Origin of the sequence: Paenibacillus alginolyticus DSM 5050 = NBRC 15375 (assembly GCF_000422905.1) — a bacterium.
Classification (GTDB): Bacteria; Bacillota; Bacilli; order Paenibacillales; family NBRC-103111; genus Paenibacillus_E; species Paenibacillus_E alginolyticus.
Genome location: NZ_AUGY01000054.1, coordinates 23035 through 41218, shown reverse-complemented (window position 1 = coordinate 41218; position 18184 = coordinate 23035). Strand labels below are relative to the sequence as shown.

14 protein-coding genes and 6 pseudogenes are annotated in these 18184 nt (G+C 42.6%); 9 read left to right on the top strand and 11 right to left on the bottom strand.

The features are described 5' to 3' along the window. Positions 1-24 precede the first annotated feature (24 nt). The 5 genes from G519_RS0122885 to G519_RS53635 form a co-directional block, all read right to left on the bottom strand. Positions 25-1296 carry a prolyl oligopeptidase family serine peptidase gene (locus G519_RS0122885; RefSeq protein ID WP_029196682.1) on the bottom strand — a complete coding sequence of 424 codons (1272 nt, stop codon included), beginning with the start codon at positions 1294-1296 and terminating at the stop codon, positions 25-27. A gap of 838 nt (positions 1297-2134) precedes the next feature. Then, the gene (locus G519_RS0122875) at positions 2135-3619 is read right to left on the bottom strand and encodes an Lsa family ABC-F type ribosomal protection protein (protein ID WP_029196680.1); all 1485 of its coding nucleotides are present in this window, start codon (positions 3617-3619) and stop codon (positions 2135-2137) included. A 420-nt stretch (positions 3620-4039) separates the two neighbouring features. After that, on the bottom strand, positions 4040-4486 hold the full coding sequence (locus tag G519_RS0122870; protein WP_174806675.1) for a hypothetical protein: 447 nt from the start codon (positions 4484-4486) through the stop codon (positions 4040-4042). Further along, positions 4470-4943, bottom strand: a complete 474-nt coding sequence (locus tag G519_RS44135) for a MerR family transcriptional regulator (RefSeq protein WP_029196678.1) — start codon at positions 4941-4943, stop codon at positions 4470-4472. The genes G519_RS0122870 and G519_RS44135 overlap by 17 nt, the downstream gene beginning before the upstream one ends. Positions 4944-5319: 376 nt before the next feature. Continuing rightward, a complete protein-coding gene (locus tag G519_RS53635) occupies positions 5320-5466 on the bottom strand; it encodes a stalk domain-containing protein (protein WP_161632951.1) in 147 nt (48 codons plus the stop codon). A 201-nt stretch (positions 5467-5667) separates the two neighbouring features. Here G519_RS53635 and G519_RS0122860 point away from each other — a divergent pair, with 201 nt between their 5' ends. From G519_RS0122860 to G519_RS53915, 4 genes and pseudogenes are all read left to right on the top strand, one after another. Beyond that, positions 5668-7125, top strand: coding sequence for a spore germination protein (locus G519_RS0122860; protein WP_029196677.1), 1458 nt, complete (start codon positions 5668-5670; stop codon positions 7123-7125). After that, the gene (locus G519_RS0122855) at positions 7122-8237 is read left to right on the top strand and encodes a GerAB/ArcD/ProY family transporter (protein WP_029196676.1); all 1116 of its coding nucleotides are present in this window, start codon (positions 7122-7124) and stop codon (positions 8235-8237) included. The genes G519_RS0122860 and G519_RS0122855 overlap by 4 nt, the downstream gene beginning before the upstream one ends. Positions 8238-8239: 2 nt before the next feature. Continuing rightward, positions 8240-9334: a Ger(x)C family spore germination protein gene (locus G519_RS0122850; RefSeq protein ID WP_029196675.1), complete on the top strand. Its 1095-nt coding sequence runs from the start codon at positions 8240-8242 to the stop codon at positions 9332-9334. Positions 9335-9643: 309 nt separating this feature from the next. Further along, positions 9644-9784: pseudogene (locus tag G519_RS53915) on the top strand (HTH-like domain-containing protein); the annotation flags it as partial. 467 nt (positions 9785-10251) lie between these two features. Here the strand turns inward: G519_RS53915 and G519_RS49190 are convergent. Beyond that, positions 10252-10512 (bottom strand): annotated as a pseudogene (locus G519_RS49190) (hypothetical protein); the annotation flags it as partial. A 146-nt stretch (positions 10513-10658) separates the two neighbouring features. Between G519_RS49190 and G519_RS0122840 the strand changes: the two are divergent. After that, on the top strand, positions 10659-11558 hold the full coding sequence (locus G519_RS0122840; protein ID WP_029196674.1) for an aldo/keto reductase: 900 nt from the start codon (positions 10659-10661) through the stop codon (positions 11556-11558). A 421-nt stretch (positions 11559-11979) separates the two neighbouring features. Here the strand turns inward: G519_RS0122840 and G519_RS44125 are convergent, their stop codons facing one another. The 4 genes and pseudogenes from G519_RS44125 to G519_RS53630 form a co-directional block, all read right to left on the bottom strand. After that, on the bottom strand, positions 11980-12600 hold the full coding sequence (locus G519_RS44125) for a sulfatase/phosphatase domain-containing protein (RefSeq protein WP_161632950.1): 621 nt from the start codon (positions 12598-12600) through the stop codon (positions 11980-11982). 276 nt (positions 12601-12876) lie between these two features. Continuing rightward, positions 12877-12951: pseudogene (locus G519_RS52300) on the bottom strand (ATP-binding cassette domain-containing protein); the annotation flags it as partial. Positions 12952-13006: 55 nt separating this feature from the next. Next, on the bottom strand, positions 13007-13159 hold the full coding sequence (locus G519_RS51680; protein ID WP_244280184.1) for an ABC transporter ATP-binding protein C-terminal domain-containing protein: 153 nt from the start codon (positions 13157-13159) through the stop codon (positions 13007-13009). Beyond that, a complete protein-coding gene (locus tag G519_RS53630) occupies positions 13131-13337 on the bottom strand; it encodes an ATP-binding cassette domain-containing protein (RefSeq protein WP_208860904.1) in 207 nt (68 codons plus the stop codon). The genes G519_RS51680 and G519_RS53630 overlap by 29 nt, the downstream gene beginning before the upstream one ends. Before the next feature lie 474 nt (positions 13338-13811). Between G519_RS53630 and G519_RS0122820 the strand changes: the two genes are divergently transcribed. The 4 genes and pseudogenes from G519_RS0122820 to G519_RS53625 all read left to right on the top strand — a co-directional run. Next, positions 13812-14840, top strand: coding sequence for a zinc-binding alcohol dehydrogenase family protein (locus G519_RS0122820; RefSeq protein WP_029196672.1), 1029 nt, complete (start codon positions 13812-13814; stop codon positions 14838-14840). Positions 14841-15299: 459 nt separating this feature from the next. Beyond that, on the top strand, positions 15300-15575 hold the full coding sequence (gene tnpA, locus G519_RS44115; RefSeq protein WP_036633635.1) for an IS66 family insertion sequence element accessory protein TnpA: 276 nt from the start codon (positions 15300-15302) through the stop codon (positions 15573-15575). Between the two features lie 708 nt (positions 15576-16283). After that, a pseudogene (locus tag G519_RS0122805) lies at positions 16284-16636 on the top strand (Tn3 family transposase); the annotation flags it as partial. Between the two features lie 304 nt (positions 16637-16940). After that, a pseudogene (locus G519_RS53625) lies at positions 16941-17117 on the top strand (heme-binding protein); the annotation flags it as partial. A gap of 123 nt (positions 17118-17240) precedes the next feature. Here the strand turns inward: G519_RS53625 and G519_RS44110 are convergent. Continuing rightward, positions 17241-17834, bottom strand: a pseudogene (locus tag G519_RS44110) (IS91 family transposase); the annotation flags it as partial. Positions 17835-18184: the final 350 nt, after the last annotated feature.

Sequence of the window (18184 nt, the reverse complement as noted above, 5' to 3'; positions counted from 1 at the left end):
AACTCAACTACATTCTAATTTCGTTTACTTGCTCTGCATAGCAAGCCAATCCATCAGAGATACTTTCTTACCCTCCACCACGACCGACTTCCCGTCATAATCCAGGTGACAGTCATCGTTCAAGGCATATATCCAGGAGAAATGCCCTATATAGTTAAACGGCTCTCCCTTTTCATCCGCAAACAAGCCATGGATGTCCACAACCTTATCAAAGAGCGAGAAATGCACATTCTTCGCACCAGCCTTAATCAAGCGCTTATAAGTCGGTATTACAGTTTCCTCCGGTTTTACAATCAAATCATCCTTGGAATGGGTAAACCAAATCGGCACATGCTTAATCGCCTCAATATCCGCATCACTGATGACGTCATTGAACAGCGCTTCGCAAACAGGATATGCAGCAGCGAAGAAATCCGGATAGTCCAGCACCATACGCATGGTCATAAATCCCCCATTGGAGCAGCCGCCGATATAGATCCGGTTAGTGTCGATTACCGCATCATTCCTGAAAATGAACTCATCAATCAGAGCCTTCAAAGCCACTCCATACTTGGACTTACCTGATCTGCCGTACTGTCCGCTGCCGTCGTTCATCCAGAAGGTCGGTGTCTGCGGTACCAACATGTAAGCTCCGCCAAACTTCGCTTGGATTGCATCGCTGGCCAGGTTCACCACCTTGTTGCCCGTATAAGCGATGGTCGGATCCTGTCCGCCCTCTCCAGCTCCGTGCAACCAGATGATGAGTGGCCGCCTGCCGTTTCCAGTCTGCGGCACGAAGTAGCCATACTTTAGCGGCTCCTCTTCATAGGAGGAAATGCCGTGCAGGAACTTCTCCGCCTGTTTCATGGTATTGCCTGCACACAGGTCGAATACCAATCCCGTCAGCCTCTCTTCCTCCGCTGGAATTTCCGCAATCTGTGTAATCCGATAATCGCTGAAGATAAACTCGTTGAAGTCGCTCGGACAGGCAATTGCAGCGGATAAGGAATCGAGCGGTCCATACTTCATTTCTAGAGTCACGAATTCCCCTTCCTCTCTTCGTACACCCTGGCTACAGGAAGGATAAGCGGCTTCCACCACGCAGTAGCCCTTGCTTAACTCCTTTTCCGTCTTCTCTAACCAGTTCCTCGAAAGCTTCAGGATCTCGCCCTTCTTGTCCTTCCGCTCCACATATACACTAAAGCATTCCGGCTTCACTTCTTCAGCCTTCACGTTCACCGATATGGGCAGCACCAGTTTGGTAACGTATGGACCATGATCTGTTATCTCGATGATTGAGTAGTAGCTTCTTCCCATAGAAAATTCCTCCTTTTTCTCAAATGAAATGTTTGACTCCCGCCAGAAATTGTCTTGCGCGGAAACATAACGGGTCCGGGATTCCAATTCCAGCCCCATCAAGGAATGAGAGCGTATTTTCATTCTACCGTAAACATATGGAGGCTCACATCCAATATGACGACCTTTTTATTTCACTTTTGCGATCATTTGGAGCCATTCAACAGCAAATAGGACAGACGAATTATTTTTCACCTGCCCTATACTAATCATTAATACTTGTATGGCTGGTGGTTATGCTGGTTTTTTGTCCGCTCGAACGACGGTGCAAATTCCTTCATTTTCCTATACTATAAAAAAAGGCGTTCACCCGGTTGAGTGAACGCCTAATTACTTCGTTCTTTTTATTAATAACAACCAGCCCCCGATGCAAATTTTATGCTCATTAATGGTACCACATATTGGAACTATTCTGCCCGTTTCAACCTGCAACTAACTTGCCCAAGATTACATAGCCATCCATATCTAGTAGCGCGATCCGTCGGGATGTCATAATGTTCTTGTCAAAATCGGGAATGTCCTCAAGCTCTTGTCATCTGATTTTGACAAGCTAAAATAAAAAAGCTCCCGCCTCTTAAAAGTAAAAGACGAGAGCATGATTCCCGTGGTACAGTTGCCACAAATGTGACGTTTTACCGTTGATAACGGGGCCTCCCCGATGTTCCTTCTAAATTGCGAAACATTAGAAACCGAGATTATATTTTCGTGAACCTTCTCATTCGAAATGAACAGGTTCACAAAATCATCTACAACCTCAACTTCAACCTCAATCATCATTGCCCTCATCCTCCAAGAAAGGTTAGTTTGTCAGTTCTACAATCTTTGTTGCGATATTCTTGCAAAACTCGCTGTCATGCTCCACGAATAGAATGGTTGGGTTATGCTCAAGCAGCAGTTCTTCGATTTGCATACGCGAGATGACGTCAATAAAGTTAAGCGGTTCGTCCCAAATATGCAAATGCACTTGCTCGCTCAAGCTTTTGGCGATCAGCACCTTTTTCTTCTGGCCGCCGCTAAACGCCGACATATCCTTTTCAAACTGCGATCTGGAGAAATTAAGTTTCCTAAGAATCGATTTAAACAAACTTTCGTCAATTCCATGCTCCCTAGCATAGTCCGACAAATTTCCACGAAGGTGGGAAGTATCCTGTGATACGTACGATATTCGAAGCTGGCTATCCTTCCGTAAGCTTCCAGTGTAGCTTAGCCCCTCACCACATATCAGCTTGAGAATCGAAGATTTTCCCGAACCGTTCGGGCCTATTAGCGCAATGGATTCGCCTGGCTCAATCGTAAAGCTTACATTCTCGCATACCTGTCTTTCCCCGTAATAAATCGAAACCGCATCCAGCTCCACAAGTTGAGGCTTATGATAAGAGAGCTGCGTAATCTCCAGACTTTCTGAGCTTTCAATATTTTTCAGAAGCTTGGATTTCTCTTCGATGGCTGATTGCTGCCTTTGTTCAATCGATTTCGAGCGCTTCATCATCTTGGCGGCTTTGTGGCCTACATAGCCTTTATCGATTTTGGAGCCGGAATTTCTTGTGCCGTTTTTGCTTTTTTCTACTGCATGCGCCCAATCCCCAGTACGTCTGGACGAATCGGACAACCGTTTGATGTCCTTACGGAGTTTTTCGTCCGTCGCAAGTTCGAACTGATCCTGCCTCCGCTTATTTCCCCACCAGCTCGAAAAATTACCTTTCTGGATCTCGATATTGGTTTTGTTGATGGAGAGAATGTGATCGACGCAATGATCGAGAAACGCTCTGTCATGAGATACAAGAATGAACCCGCTCTTTGATCTCAAATATTGGCTTACAAGCTTCCTCGCATTCATATCTAGGTGGTTTGTCGGCTCGTCAATGAGCAGGAAGCTGTTTTCCTTAATGAACAAGGTCGCTAGCAGCACCTTGGTCTGTTCTCCGTTGGACAACGAATTGAAAGGGCGATACAAAACGTCCTCGGACACTTTTAGTAGCGAAAACTCCCGTATTAATTGCCAGTGCTCATAGTCCGGGAAAATATCTTCAATTACTTCATACGTTAGACTTTCCTTGCGCTCCACATGGAATGGAAAATATTCAAACTCTACCTGCGACGAAATATAGCCGCTGTATTCATGCTTGCCGAGCAATAGTTGGAGAAACGTCGTTTTCCCCCGGCCATTTCTCCCTGTAAAGCCCAATTTCCAGTCAGTATCCATCATAAAACTGACGTTTTCAAAGATGTTGTCGTAGCTGCCTTCATAGGCAAAGGTCAGGTTTGATACGTTAATAGTAGACACTCCGATATCCTCCTTTGTCGAAAAAAAAAAGCTGCAAGAAAGTTACCTTTCCTGCAGCTCAAAAAAATACGACAAATTCAACCCGGGCCAGGGTATGAAAAAGGATATAGTTTGAGTGAAAAGAATAAGGTAACTTTCTTGCCAATAAGAAATAAAACAAGCACTGTTCTATTCTTAGAAAAAGGGCAAGAAATATTACATTATCCTCTTCATCTCCAATCGTTAAATGTAGTTGAATATTATCATATTCTTTTCCTTGTTGCAACTTCCTTTAGGTTGTGTTGAATATGGATTTTTCCACGCAATGCCTTACTAATAGATTCATGTTCGTTCCAATTACCAGATTGGACGTTGCTTTTTGCATAGCTTTTAATTGCAGAATTTAGGTAAATCACTGGCAGTGAAACGCAGTTTAGTTCTTCAAACCTTCCTATTGGTTTGTGGCGATTGACCTCCGAACTCTTTTTTCTTCATTCTTATGCCCAATATGATGAAAGCGACATAGATTAGGATGGCAATCGAATCGATTAACGTATCCGTAAGTGCCGAAACATCATAAAATGCCGTTACGCCGAGAATGACCATCAGACGAACGAGCAGAAGTGACGCGATCGTCCATGCAGCAGACCGGATCTTCGATCGCTCGCTTTGAAATGACAGGATAATGAATACAATGCCGAAGACCAGATTCTCTGCGGTGATAATGTGCCAGACATACCTAAATATTATCCGTGTATCCATGGCTATATCATTCACAAAGAGCGTCGGCAGTACAGCGGATTGCCCGTTCCAAGCGTGCGTAACGGCAAACAGTATCGCAAGAACGCCAGCAATCAGATAATAATAATTCTTAATTTTGATGTCCATCACAATCCTCCTTAGTTATTCCAGGATCTTTCTTGTGAAGATCCCGGTAAATCTCCCGAACGAACACTGCCAGCCGCTGGTCACTTTCATGATTAAAGTCCCTTAGCGTTTCAACTGCTACGTCGAGCAACTGACTGACCTTTTCAAGATGTGCAATTTTCTTGCGCGTTTCTGCTTTTTTGGCATCAAGGAATTCAGCGACCTCCTGGCAATAAGCAGGATCTACACTCTGCATTCTGTGGAACTGAAACTTCCCCTTGATTTCTTCTAGAGAAAAGTCCGCATACTGCATGATTTGAATATTCATCAAATCGAAGAGGTCGTCCTTAGAATACCTGCGGTAAGAATTGTGTTCTCGGGACGGCGATACGATTCCAATACGGTCATAGTACCGAAGCGTATCCTTCGGAATACCAAGTATCCGTGAAGCCTCTTTTATAGAATATTGTTTTTCCATACATTCACAATAGCATTGGAGTAAACTCCAATGTCAATTCATTTTTACTATTTCTTTCACGCGGTATTCAAGCAATCCTTACAACTATCCTGCCCGTTCGTTTAATCACCCCGGGTTGAATGACTTGCTTCCATACGACTACTAAGGACTTCCTCAATACAAGAAAATATAATAAGCGTTCACCCAATAGAGTGAATGCCTACTTTACTTCAAAACTTAATTTGTCACCCAACAAGAAACTGTTGGGTGACAAATATGTTTTGAACACTTTTTACAATCATTTATAAAAGTTCCATTCGTTCCATTCAACAAACGTTCGCCGAGGTGTTTAGTTCGAAGGCTCTTATAATCGAATCTCTATAGCCCTTTGGCATATTTAGATGTTGTGATTCCACTGTACATCAGCACCCAAATTCTCCGATACAGCCCGCAAAGGAATCAGCACCCGATTATTTTGAAGTTTTCCGCTGTCTAATTGAACCGGTGCGCTATCCGCAAAGCTGGAGGTTGCAAAAGTTGGCACCGGCAGACGAAGTATGCGCCCCGATAACGGGGGGCAGCTATACTTTGAGAGCGAACACCCAATCAACCATGTAATGACTTGAGAGCAATCAAACCCGAAACGTTATGCGGCTTGAAATACAAATTGCCGGTCGTATTATTTTTCGATTACAGAGCAAGATAATACCAGATGATTTTGATTACTTTAATGATGGAGAAGACTATGGATGAAAAATATGACCCTCAAATGAATAATCATCAAATGTCCACATGGCTTGATGAATTAAAACAGAAATTAAACCATATGGATGATGCCGAAGTCGTTGAGCACAGAATGGGTACCAGTGCTTCAGTCCATCTTTTATACATAAAAACGTTAATCGATCAAGAGCGTTTAAACGAGGCGATTATTCAGCCACTTCATCGATCTGCCGGCAATTCGCTTTCTTCATGCATAACCAATGCCAAAGTTTCGGAAGTTATTTCGATCGAAGATGCTCAACAAAAAATAATGCAAGGATTTATTCTTCTAAACGATTTAGTCAACGATCAATGGTTAGGCGTTCAACTGGAAAATCCTCTTGGTCGGGCAGTTGAAACTTCCCAAACGGAAACTGTTATATATGGAGCGAAAGACAGCTTCAGCGAACAAATCGATAAAAACATTACAATGTTGCGCAGGCGTTTACCTATAACGACATTAAAAACGGAAAGCTTCACTGTCGGTTCACTGAGTAAAACGAGAGTTGTGTTACTGTACATAGACGGATTAATTAATCCGGAATTTGTTTCCCTTGCAAGAAAGAAAATTGAAAGTGTGGATTTCGATCAATTTTTAGACTCCTCTCAGCTTGCAGCTTTTATTGAAGATCATCATCATACGGTCTTTCCGCAGTTACTACAAACGGATCGGCCGGATGCCTGCGCCTACGCCTTAGGTGAGGGAAAGCTGACGCTATTGGTCTCCAATTCACCGTTTGCCTTAATTGCTCCCATTACTTTTTTTCATCTAATGCAATCGCCGGAAGACTACTTCCTTCGTTGGCCGGTAGCCAGTTTTTTACGTTTAATCCGGTACGGAAGTTTTATTATTTCTTTAACGATGATTCCATTTTATGTTGCGTTAACGACATTTCATTACCAAATGGTTCCGCTGCCGATTCTTTTCGTATTATTGGAATCGAGAAGCAAATTGCCCTTTACTCCGTTTACGGAAGGATTTTTCATGATCATAACGCTGGAAATCATCAAAGAAGCAAGTTTGCGAATGCCGACCAAAACCAGTCAAACGTTAGGGGTTATCGGTGGTATCGTCATTGGACAAGCGGCTGTAGAAGCAGGCTTTGCAAGTAAAGTATTGATTGTTTTGATGGGTATATCCGCTATTGCTTTCTTTTTAGTTCCCAATTATCAAATAACAAAATCCATGGTGCTGATGCAAGTTCTTCTTCTTATCCTTTCATCGTTTCTTGGGTTGCCGGGAATCGTGATCGGGCTGATTGGGATTCTTGCACATCTCCATGGATTAACGTCATTAGGTCAACCTTATTTAGCGCCGATTGCCCCTTTTTATGGGAAGGATTGGATCGACCTCTTTATCCGCGGCCCTTTAATATGGATGAAAACGCGTCCGAATTACCTAAAACCACTGCGGAAATGGCGGAAGGAGATGAAGAAGTGAAGAGTTTATCCTTATACAATCGAACATCCACCTTTGGCGGCATCTATTTCCTTTTATTAGTGAATCGCACGCAAATGCATTATTTTATTTTAATCATGCCGGTTTATTTGGTTCATTCGTATATGGTTTGGGGAATTGTCGTGATGGGGCTGCTGTCCCAACTTAATGTGATGATGCTGTCCAAATGGTTTACTTCCAGTTATGCAGCGAAAGGATATCAAGGATTTTTACAGCTTTTTGGGAAACGGACGGTTCAAGTTTTCGCAATACTTGGTTTTTTGATAATATTGTTAAAAATTTCAATCATCACAATGGGATACGTTGAAATGATCCATAGTTTTATGTATCCATCAATGAATAAAAAGTGGCTGATCCTAATGATTCTTTTGATCAGCTTATTTGTGGCTTCACATGGAATGGAGAAAACATTGCGTTTTGTCGTCATCGCCTTTCTTTGCGGGGCTTGGATCGTACTCGTGTTTATTCCTTTTTTCTTTCCGCCGATTGCAAATTACCGCGATTTGTATCCTCTCATACCCACCGAATGGTCAGGACAATCATGGCAGGGTTTGTTGTTTATTTGGTCGGCATTTTCCGGTCCAGTCTATTTGGCCTTTATGGTTCCATGGTTAAGCTCCAATAAAAAAATATCGAAATATCTGGTCATTGGAAACATGCTGACGATCATGGAATATTCATTATTGTTCATTGCTTCGGTATTGTTTTACGGTTCGAACTTCTTAAGCAAGATCAATTTTCCGGTAGTATATATGGGAAGCTACATTCAAACGAGCGGTTTAGAACGAATCGATTACATCTTTATCTCTTTCCATATGTTTAATTATGTGTTTGACATTTCAATTCTTCTGTTGTGTTTTTATGGAGCCGGAAGAGTCTTTATGAGAAAAATGAACGAACGCACAACTCGGATCGGATTATTGTCGAGTTGGTTCGTCATTTTGATAAGCATCATCTTAATGGATCAATGGTTATGGCAAACGGTTCCGGGTCAAAAGATGTTACTGAACATTCAAATCTGGCTCGGCGCATTCATTTATTTACTTGTTCCTACGATCCTTTTCACTGCAGTTAAACGAAAGGAGAGTGTGTAGGCATGGTACCATACAAGCACTATGGTTTATTGGCGATTGTAAGCCTTATGTTGTTGGACGGCTGTTCTTCTCCATATGTCGAGAACAATATGATCGAAGAGATCGCTCCGGTAGTTTTCTGGTCGGTTGACAAGGGGACGGAAGGAAAGCTGAAAATCAGCACTTTAGTACCACCGCTCATCCAAGAAAAAAAACGTTTTCTCTCCAAGGAAGTCGATCTGTTAAAGCAGGGAGGCAAGGAGTTTAATTTAATTTATTATCGGGAATTAAAGCAGGGGCAGCTGCGAATGTTATTAATCAATGAGGAGCTGGCAAAAAAAGGAGGCATTGAAAAGCTGATCAATACGATATTGGTTGATCCCGATATTTCAATGCGTGTCTATTTATTGATTGTCAGAGGCGATTTTGATGAATACATAAAAAATCAATTGACGAAGCAAGAAAACCAAGATTATTTTCTTTATCGGATGTTAAAGCATTACGAGAAGCATAACCAAGGTGAAATGAGCATCGTCAATATTCATCAATTTATGAAGATGTTATATTCCCCTCTTAAGGATCCGATCCTGCCGGTTTTTCATTCGGATAAGAACAATTTCAATTACGTAGGGACAGCCTTCTTCCAAAAGGATAAAGAAGTAATGGTCATTCAAGATGTGGACGATGAAATTTTTCAACTTCTGGATAACGATCATTTCCTAAAAGTCTTGGCCATTCCAAAGTTAACTATCAGTTTAGGACGTATTCGATCCAATGTTCGCATGAAACTATCGAGGGACTATTCATCCTTGTCTTTACACGTGGGATTGAACGGAAGAATTGAGGAATACCAGGGAGAAAAGAATATTCAAAGTGAGGAACAATTGGAACATTTAATTCATGAGATTGAGGCCTACCTTGAGGAACAAACGTCAGATTTATTAAAAAGAATGCAACGGTGGAAAGTGGATCCCTTAGAGGTCGGAACCCATTCGCTTAAGCCGTTTTCTAAAGAAATAACGGAAGAGCAATGGTTGAAATATTGGGGAAATATGAAAATTAATGTTGACTACGACATCAAAATACATCCTTTAATTAATGTTGAGCGGTTGATGTGATTCAAAACAAGCAAATCGTTCCGAGCCGCTTGAAATAAGCGGTTTTTTGTTTGCAATAAGATTGATGCTAGGTGCTTAAAGAGGAGTAATCCTCGGTTAGTGAAAACAGCGCGTTAAGAGAGCAGCATAAGAAAATTGACAGTAAGGAACTTTATCCTGAGCTTGGTATTCTCGAGATTTTCGTAACTCTTAAAAAATCGGCTCTATGAGGCTCACAAATCGATTTATTGGTGCTTGCTTTGGCTTCGAGATGTGGTTTGAATCACACAACAACACTATATGTAGCCTAAGGGAGTAGTAAATTTATTTGGTATTAGATATGCCGAAGTGATAATCAAAAATAATCTAAGTGTGAAAGAAATTGTCGATGTAACTGGGATTAGACCTTCTCATGCAGCTGAGGTTAGTAAAGGCATCAGATTATCTAGGTATGTAGTTCCTAAAGATTAACCATTATGTAAGTTAAGCGTAGTTCTCTTCCGAGGCGACTTTCTTCGCCCCGCGAGCATGTAATGCCAAAAATTAGCCGTCATTTATGATACGGTTCCCCGCGTAGTTCACACAAGCCGCTAATTGTCACCACGCTCTACTGCCCTTTAGTTGAATAGCAGCGAATCTCTAAAGGGGAATGCAACGCTAAAAAAATCGGGGATACAGTTCTCCCGGTCGTTCTCCGTGGAGCTGAACAAAGATTTGATTGATTGAGCTTTTTCATCACCAAGCATTCCTTGAATAAAATCTAAAGGTGCTCCGTTATCAAGCAGCTGGCATGCAATGTTTAACTTCTCAACCTGCGCGTTAGCTCAAGGGAATATTCCTGAAAAATGTTCCGTCGGAAATGTTACAAAGTTCTTGTCACCCATCGGGAATGTTACTATGTTTTTGTCACCCGACAATATGGTGGGTGTCATTTATTTTTAGCAAAAAGATCGTGTATCGCTGTTTTTCTTTAATGAACCTAATTCAATTGTAGTCGCTCCGGAAACCGGCGTACAACACGCTTCAGCTGAGGTTTTAACTGGAGCACAGCAAAGTGATATATCGTTTGATTCTCCTGCGCTTTCAAATTCCGAGTCCTCTTTTGTATAAAAAATTTCCCATGCATTTCCGTCAGGATCATAAACCCAGACTTTATCTTGAACTGCATAGCAGCAAGTTGTATTCATCTCGTCAATCAAAAGGAGTCCTGACTGGCGCTCTCCTATCTTGATCATTTTTATTCCCCCTCTTTCACAAACCGCTCTATGCGGTTTGAAATGGAAGGTAATGATTGAAGAATTGCAGTTCAAGAAAAACAAGGTGAGATATGAAAGGAATGATGAAAATGAGTTTAAGTGACCATGAAAAAATATTGAGAATTAAGCATTCACTTGAAAAACGTGTAGTAACTTTACCTGATGGAACCTTTCTTCCAAGCATTGGTCAAGGAACATGGTACATGGGTGAAAATCCTCAATCGAAAAACAAAGAAATCAAAGCTTTGCAACTTGGAATAGAACTAGGCATGAAGCTAATCGATACGGCTGAAATGTACGGAAATGGCGATTCCGAACGTTTAGTTGGTGAGGTAATCAAGGGGCTTAGAGATAAAGTTTTTTTAGTATCGAAAGTATATCCTCATCATTCCGGGTTAGATTTGATTGAAAGAGCATGTGAAAATAGTCTAAAGCGACTAGGAACAGATCATCTTGATTTGTATCTTTTACACTGGAGAAGTCGTGTTCCTTTGGCAGAAACGATTGAAGGAATGGAGAGACTGCGCAAGGATGGTAAAATTGTAAGATGGGGAGTTTCTAATTTTGATACGGATGATATGATAGAGTTGTGGGATACCGCTAACGGAAAAAAATGTATGACAAATCAAGTGTTATATCATCTAGGTTCTAGAGGAATTGATTATGATCTCCTACCATGGCATCATGAACATAACATGCCAATTATGGCCTATAGTCCCCTGGCCCAGGGAGGGAGCTTAAGAAGACAATTACTAAGCGATCCAACCATCATTGAGATTGCAGAAAAATACAATGTGCAGCCATTACAAATTGCTCTTGCGTGGACCATTCGTTCGAACAACGTAATTGCTATCCCAAAAGCTATTAAGGAAGAACATGTTTTAGCCAATGCTCAAGCTGCTACTATTCCATTGACCATAGAAGATCTGAACAGACTTGACGAGGTATTTCCAAAACCAACAAGAAAAATACCTTTGGATATTATATAAAATGAATGGGACAAAGGATCTATACTCTTTGCATAGGATGGCTTATTTGTATTTCATCAAATTATTATTTTACATAATTAAAATTAAGAACGGCCACATGGTCATCGTATCTAGGCAAATTCTCTTCGACATGTTCATAAGCACCTTCTATTCAAAATCGTCGATTTTGGGGCTGATGCAGCTTAAGTTGTTCGCAACGGCACCCGCGGGCTTTTCCACCTTGCCCTCCAGCAGCGGATCATCAGTCTTCTTCATCCAAGCATCCAAACGGCCGGATAAGTCAATGTAAACATCCTAATAACGTTCATTCCCGACCAAATTAACCCGCTCCACCGGATCCAGATACAAATCAAAGAGCATTTCCCTATCTCGTGTTCCTTTCAAATAACCGCTTTCGAGCAGAAAATCCTTCGTTAAGCAGTCATCGATATTTGGCGGGAACGAAACTTTCGTGGATATCGAAATACTTGATCAGCTTGTATCTTTCCGTGCGGATTGCCCGCACGGGTTCATAAGCCGCATGATAAGTCACATCAGCGAACAGTTCATCACGCACTCTGATGTCTGTGCCTTCCATGAGAGGCATGATCGAAGTGCCTTGCAGCCAGGACGGTTTGTCTAGCGAGAGCACCTCGCAGAGTGTCGGAAACAGGTCGATTTGGGAAACCAAAGCGTCCACCGCTTCTCCCTTGCGCTTATTTTCTGGGAATTTCAGGATTAACGAAACTCCAATCCCCGTGTCATACAGGTTACATTTCATTTTTGGGAAAGCGATGCCGTGGTCTGTCGTAAAAATGATAAAGGTATCGTCTACGTGCCCCGATTCCCGAATCGCGTCCATTACGATTCCCGCACAACAGTCAACCACGCGTGCCGATGTTAGAAATCCGGCCATGTCTTCGCGATTTTGGGCGTTATCGAAAAAAGGGAACGGGGGAATCAAATAATTGGGATTGATTCCTTTATCCTGTTTAATGTACTCGGCCGCCTGTGTCGCATTGGCTATATCCTGCGAAATAGAGTCCGTTTCAAAATCCGACATATCAAAATTTGAGTTACCCAAAATCCGGTCGTACCCGATCATCTCCGGGTCGGCATGTCTTCCCGTTCGGAGTTTTTCTTGATGCCTTCGAGAAACGGGATAACTCTTGTTCGACGTCTGCGAAGCTTTGTCCGTCTATACGTATAATCCAAATACTTATTAACGAGTTCGGTCTTTGTATTTTTTGAGACGGACAACATGACCTTTAGTAAAACAAAGCTTTGTAGCTCTTTTACTGTTCTGAACGCATCTTTCGAAAAAAGCATTTTATTTATTTCAAAAAGCAGCTCCTTTCAAGAGCGTACTTTTACCGGCTCCGTTAGATCCAATGACGGAAACGGTTTCCCCTTCCTTTTTCTATACTTAACCCTTGAGGGCATGAACGCCGCCATAATACATATGGGGATCAGAGATTTTGAGCATCTTCCGCTTCCTCCTCTCCGAGATAGGCCCTACTGACTTTGGGATCACTTTGAACCTCTTCCGCTTTACCCTCGGCGATTTTCACTCCGTAATCAATCACTACCACCTTATCCGAAATTCGAGTGACAAAATCCATATGATGCTCGATCAGGATGATGGTTAACCTGTTTCCTTAAGCTCATCCGAATCACTCGTTCAAGCTCCAGGATCTCCCCCGAGGTAAAACCCGCGGCAGGTTCGTCCAATAGCAGAAGCTTCGGTTTGGCGGCTAACGCCCTGGCAATTTCAACGATTCGCTGATGTCCGTAGGCCAAATTGGCCGCTAATCAAATGGCTGAAGAATTACGTCAAACCGTAAAAGTCTTAAATAGTCTTATAATTATACTAAAGAAACGTGACTCATCTTCTCGATGAGTCTTGAGTAAGAAGCTGCGGACTGTATTGTCTCCGACAGCGTAAACCACAATCCATACGAAATAGGAATTGCGGAATCCAAAAAAATGGTAATTAATGCAAATAATCAAATTACCGTGAAATGGATTGATATTACTGAATAGAGCGCTACGACGACCGAATTGGGAATTCTCACGATTTTTCGATAAGCATTCGTGTGAAAATTAAATCATACTGAGGGAGCTCAATTAATTACTACCATATTAAATGGTTAGAAATAAGCATATGATATTCCCTCTTCTCCGTATGGTTCCCCGCGCTGTTTGTAACGGCTAACAGTATTTTAATCATTACCTTACTAAGGGTATAATAGTAAGGAAAGGATGTGGTTTATTATGGCTACAATGAAGGCGGTAGGACTAACCCGATACCTTCCAATTGAAAATCCAGAAAGCTTAGTAGATGTAGTTGTGGAGAAACCAAGAGCGACGGGTCGTGACATTTTGGTCAAAGTTATCGCCATATCGGTCAATCCGGTTGACACTAAGGTACGTGCGCCTAAAGACAGAGTTGAAGAAGTTCCTAAAATTTTAGGTTGGGATGTTGCAGGAATTGTTGAAGAGGCGGGACCGGACTGCTCGTTGTTCCGTCCGGGGGATGAAGTTTTTTATGCGGGCAGCATTGCACGACAAGGCGGAAACAGTGAATACCATCTGGTTGATGAACGGATTGTAGGGCGCAAGCCAACTTCCTTGAATTTCGCGGAAGCGGCAGCTCTTCCTTTAACCTCTATCACAGCTTGGGAAGCATTATTTACCCGAATGTCGATTTCTCAAGATTCGGGCGCCAACCAAGAAAAATCCCTGCTGATCATCGGGGCAGCTGGGGGTGTAGGGTCCATTGCCATCCAGCTTGCAAAACAAGCGGGGCTCATTGTAATCGGGACTGCTTCCCGGCCGGAAACCGTCGATTGGGTTAAATCAATGGGCGCCGACTATATTATTAATCACCATGACACGCTCCTTCCGCAGCTTGAAGCAATTGGGTTTTCAAGCGTTCCGTATATTTTCTGCCTGAATGCTTTGGAAAAACACTGGGCCGGCATCAGCGAAGTCGTTTCTCCCCAAGGAGTCGTTTGCGCAATTGATGATCCTACCTCTCCGCTCAACCTAAAATTGCTTAAGCAAAAAAGCGCCACCTTCGTGTGGGAGTTTATGTTTACGCGCTCGCTTTATGAAACGGATGATATGATCGAGCAACACTTACTGCTCAATCTGATAGCTGATGCTGTGGATCATCAAAAATTGAAGACAACGCTCGCCGAAGTACTTGGACCGATCTCAGCAGAGCATCTTCGCCAAGCCCACAAGCTATTGGAGAGCAATAGGACGATTGGCAAGGTTGTTCTAGAGAATTTTGTTTAAACACCTGTTCTTGGAAAGCACACAATAGAATTCCCTTGCCCAATAAGCAGGTGATACGTTTATTCGCAAGAAGAAATAAGTTAGAGCCGACTGCTGTTTGTAGTCGGCTTCAATTTGTGATAAGAAAACTTGAAATTATTAATGATATTGTTCTTCATATCATGTTTGAAGCGAAATTTTTAAGTACCCTTGAAAGGGTTCCATATATTAGGCAAGGGATTTGGGGAGTTGAGGGGTTTGAACCCTGTCCGACAATATTGGCTTCAACGGGGCTTTTCGATGGAGAATATGACTGTCCAAAACGCCTTTTCGGTTCTCCCACTTCGTTAAACAACAACGGCCAGTTTTTTCTTCCTTTTACGGGGGAATAGTTCAACGTAAGCGTCAATCCCCGCACACCTGTTCATAGGAAGCAAAACGTGTCACCATGAATCCATCGTAGATGGAGAGGATGGATTCATGATGGAAGAGACATTGCAAGAAATATGGACCCAGCGCATCGCGGCCTATCAGGCGGCAAGCGGGCAAACGATGAAGGCTTGGTGTACGGAACAGGACCTGACGCTGCACCAGTTAAAATATTGGCTCTATAAAGCCCAAAGACAGCATAACCCGGTAGCCACCTCTGCGACCTTCCGTGCCGTATCCATCACAGCCCTGGAGCCGGAAACCGAACCGTTGTGGGTACAAGTCGGCTCTGCACGCATTACCTTGATTTCAAGATTTCTACGATGATTATTTGAAACCATACAGGTTCACTTATGAGCTCGGAGACGGGTTTGTTTTTAGTCTGGATTTTCAAGAAAAAGCTTTTTTGTCATATTGTTGGTGTAGAAAACGTTATCAAAGGTTCCGTTAGTGCCATTAGTGCTAAGGAACAAGAAAAGTATACCAAGGCATTAAAAACGGAACAATAGATTTTAAAACGCTCAAGGATATCGGTGGTAAGCCGAAGTTCAATTACAGCAAGATTAAAATTCGTGCACTTTTATTTGCTTCCACGAATCATCATCTACGCTTTCTAAAACAGGACCCTGATACAGACTGCTGCAAAAGTGCTAATTTGAGTATCAACTTAAAGACCCGAGAAAAACGAGCATTTAGAATCAATTCTAAGGCTCGTTTTGATGTCGGGGAGACATTTATGTATCCCTTAAAATATTGGATTTTTCAAAAGCAAGGCTTTTGCAGGCTCTCTGATACACGGTCTTTTTTATATTCCCCAATTTATTGTTAATCATCCCTTGCAAAACGGATGGTGTAAGTAAATTAATTCCTGATAAAGTCAAAAAAGAGCGCAGACGATCACCGGCACTTTTTTTACATGATGAACCTGTCATTTGACCCCTTATGAAGCAATTCAGCAGACATATGTTCCAAACTCCTGATTTTAAATACCTGGGTTGCCCAAAAGTAGTTGTCCAGAAAAAGTATTCGCCTCTCCAAAAGCACGTTTACGACGATGACGGAACCATCAACCGGCATTACTACGAAATGGCACTTCTGACAGAACTGAGGAATTACGTTCGTTCCGGGGACGTATCCATTGTCGGGAGCCGTCAGCATAAAGATTTCGAAGAGTACCTTGTACCGAAAGCAAATTGGAATGGCATCGATCCTAACGTTACAAAGCTTGCCGTTAGCTTGTCCGCAAAGGGATATCTTCAAGAACGGACCGAATCACTTCTTCAAAGATTAAACTGGGTTCGGATCACATAGACGAGCTGGACGGCGTTAATTTGGAGAACGGGAAATTGCATATCGAGCGATTGGAGAAAGATGCTCCCGATGAATCCCCGAACTGTCGTTTCTCCTATACTTCTAGCTGAGAAGCGATGAGCTGCGTAGCCTTCTCTAGCCCTGTGGTTCCGCCTGCTCATTTCATGTGCTTTCTCCAGCTTGCTATGACTTCTGCTGTAGTCACCCCAGGTAAGTCTGCTGGAGCAGGGAATTCATAAAGCGCCGCCATGGATCGCTTGCAGGTCCAATCCGAAAAAACTGAAGTAAATTCGGGGAAACGGATATCCAGCCATCGAATGATTCGGTTCTGAAGCCGTATGCTATTCGCCACCCAAAACTCTCGATCGCTTATGATAACGCGTCCCGAGCGGGGAGCTGTACGGGATCAATACGACCAACCACGGACGCGTGGTCGTGTTCGGAGGGGGGATTCCATTGTCATTCGAAGGGAGAATCGTCGGGGCGGTCGGCGCAAGCGGCAGTACGGTCGCAACCTATCCGAAGGCGCGGATCGGGTCTTCGGATAGGTTGCTGTAAACCTGGCGGTTTTAGCCCTATAACAAAACTGGGTCCCGCCAATATTGACGAAAAATCGGCTAAACCCCATGGCACAGCCCCTCTTCTCATGCCATCATTTAAGGCTTCAGGACGAATTTAATGCATTGTCAAAACCACCGTCTGCCATTGTTTTCTTAACATCTCGAATGGGATGTAATCCTTGGCCGGTTTCCACTCCCCGTTCTTCCCCATCCCTCCCATCGTCACTAGCATATGAATATGAGGGTTGAAATTCAGCCTTGATCCGAATGTGTGTAGCCCCGCAATGACTCCTGGCGTTACTTTGTATTTCTTTTCAAAATACTCCTTGATTAACCGTACTCCCTCATCCCTAAAGGGTTTGAACCAATCCCGATGTTTCAGGAATAGAGTTCGTAGACCCTCGTCTATCGTTAGGATGACATGTCGGTGATTCACCTGAAATACGTCCTCTGTCAACATACGACTCCACTCTTCCGTTTCACCACAAGAGCATGTCGTACAGAAGCGCCCTTTGCAACGATACGGCACCATCTTCAAGTCATGGCATCCTTCGCAGGCCATCAGTTTGAATCCCTTTTTTGGGTTACCGCAGTCTCGAAACTTTTCAATTTCTTTGAGTACTACTGATCGTATATTCTTTCCATGCTTGGTTACAAAGGCTTCCCAGTGCCTGTGCTCATCAAAGAAGATCCGGTGTAGGATGTCCTGTTTCATATCCTTACTTTAGCAAAAAATTAAAAAGGGGGAACCTCCGGTTCCACCCCAAAAAACTTATACTTTCTATAATGTTAAAAAAGCGTTCACTCAGAATTGTGAGTGAACGCTTTTTTATTTCAAAACTTTGTTTGTCATTTCAAATCTTTATTGGCAATTTCAAAACCAATTTGTAATCCAACAACATATATATTGGGTGACAAATTGGTTTTGAAGTGCAAGAAGCCAGCAAACACAAGGGTTTGCTGGCTTTTCATATAAAAATAAATTACAAATAATGTTTTGAAGTGATAATTGGATCAAAAAAGGGTGATTTACAAATATGTTTTGAAGTACTCCTTACAAATATC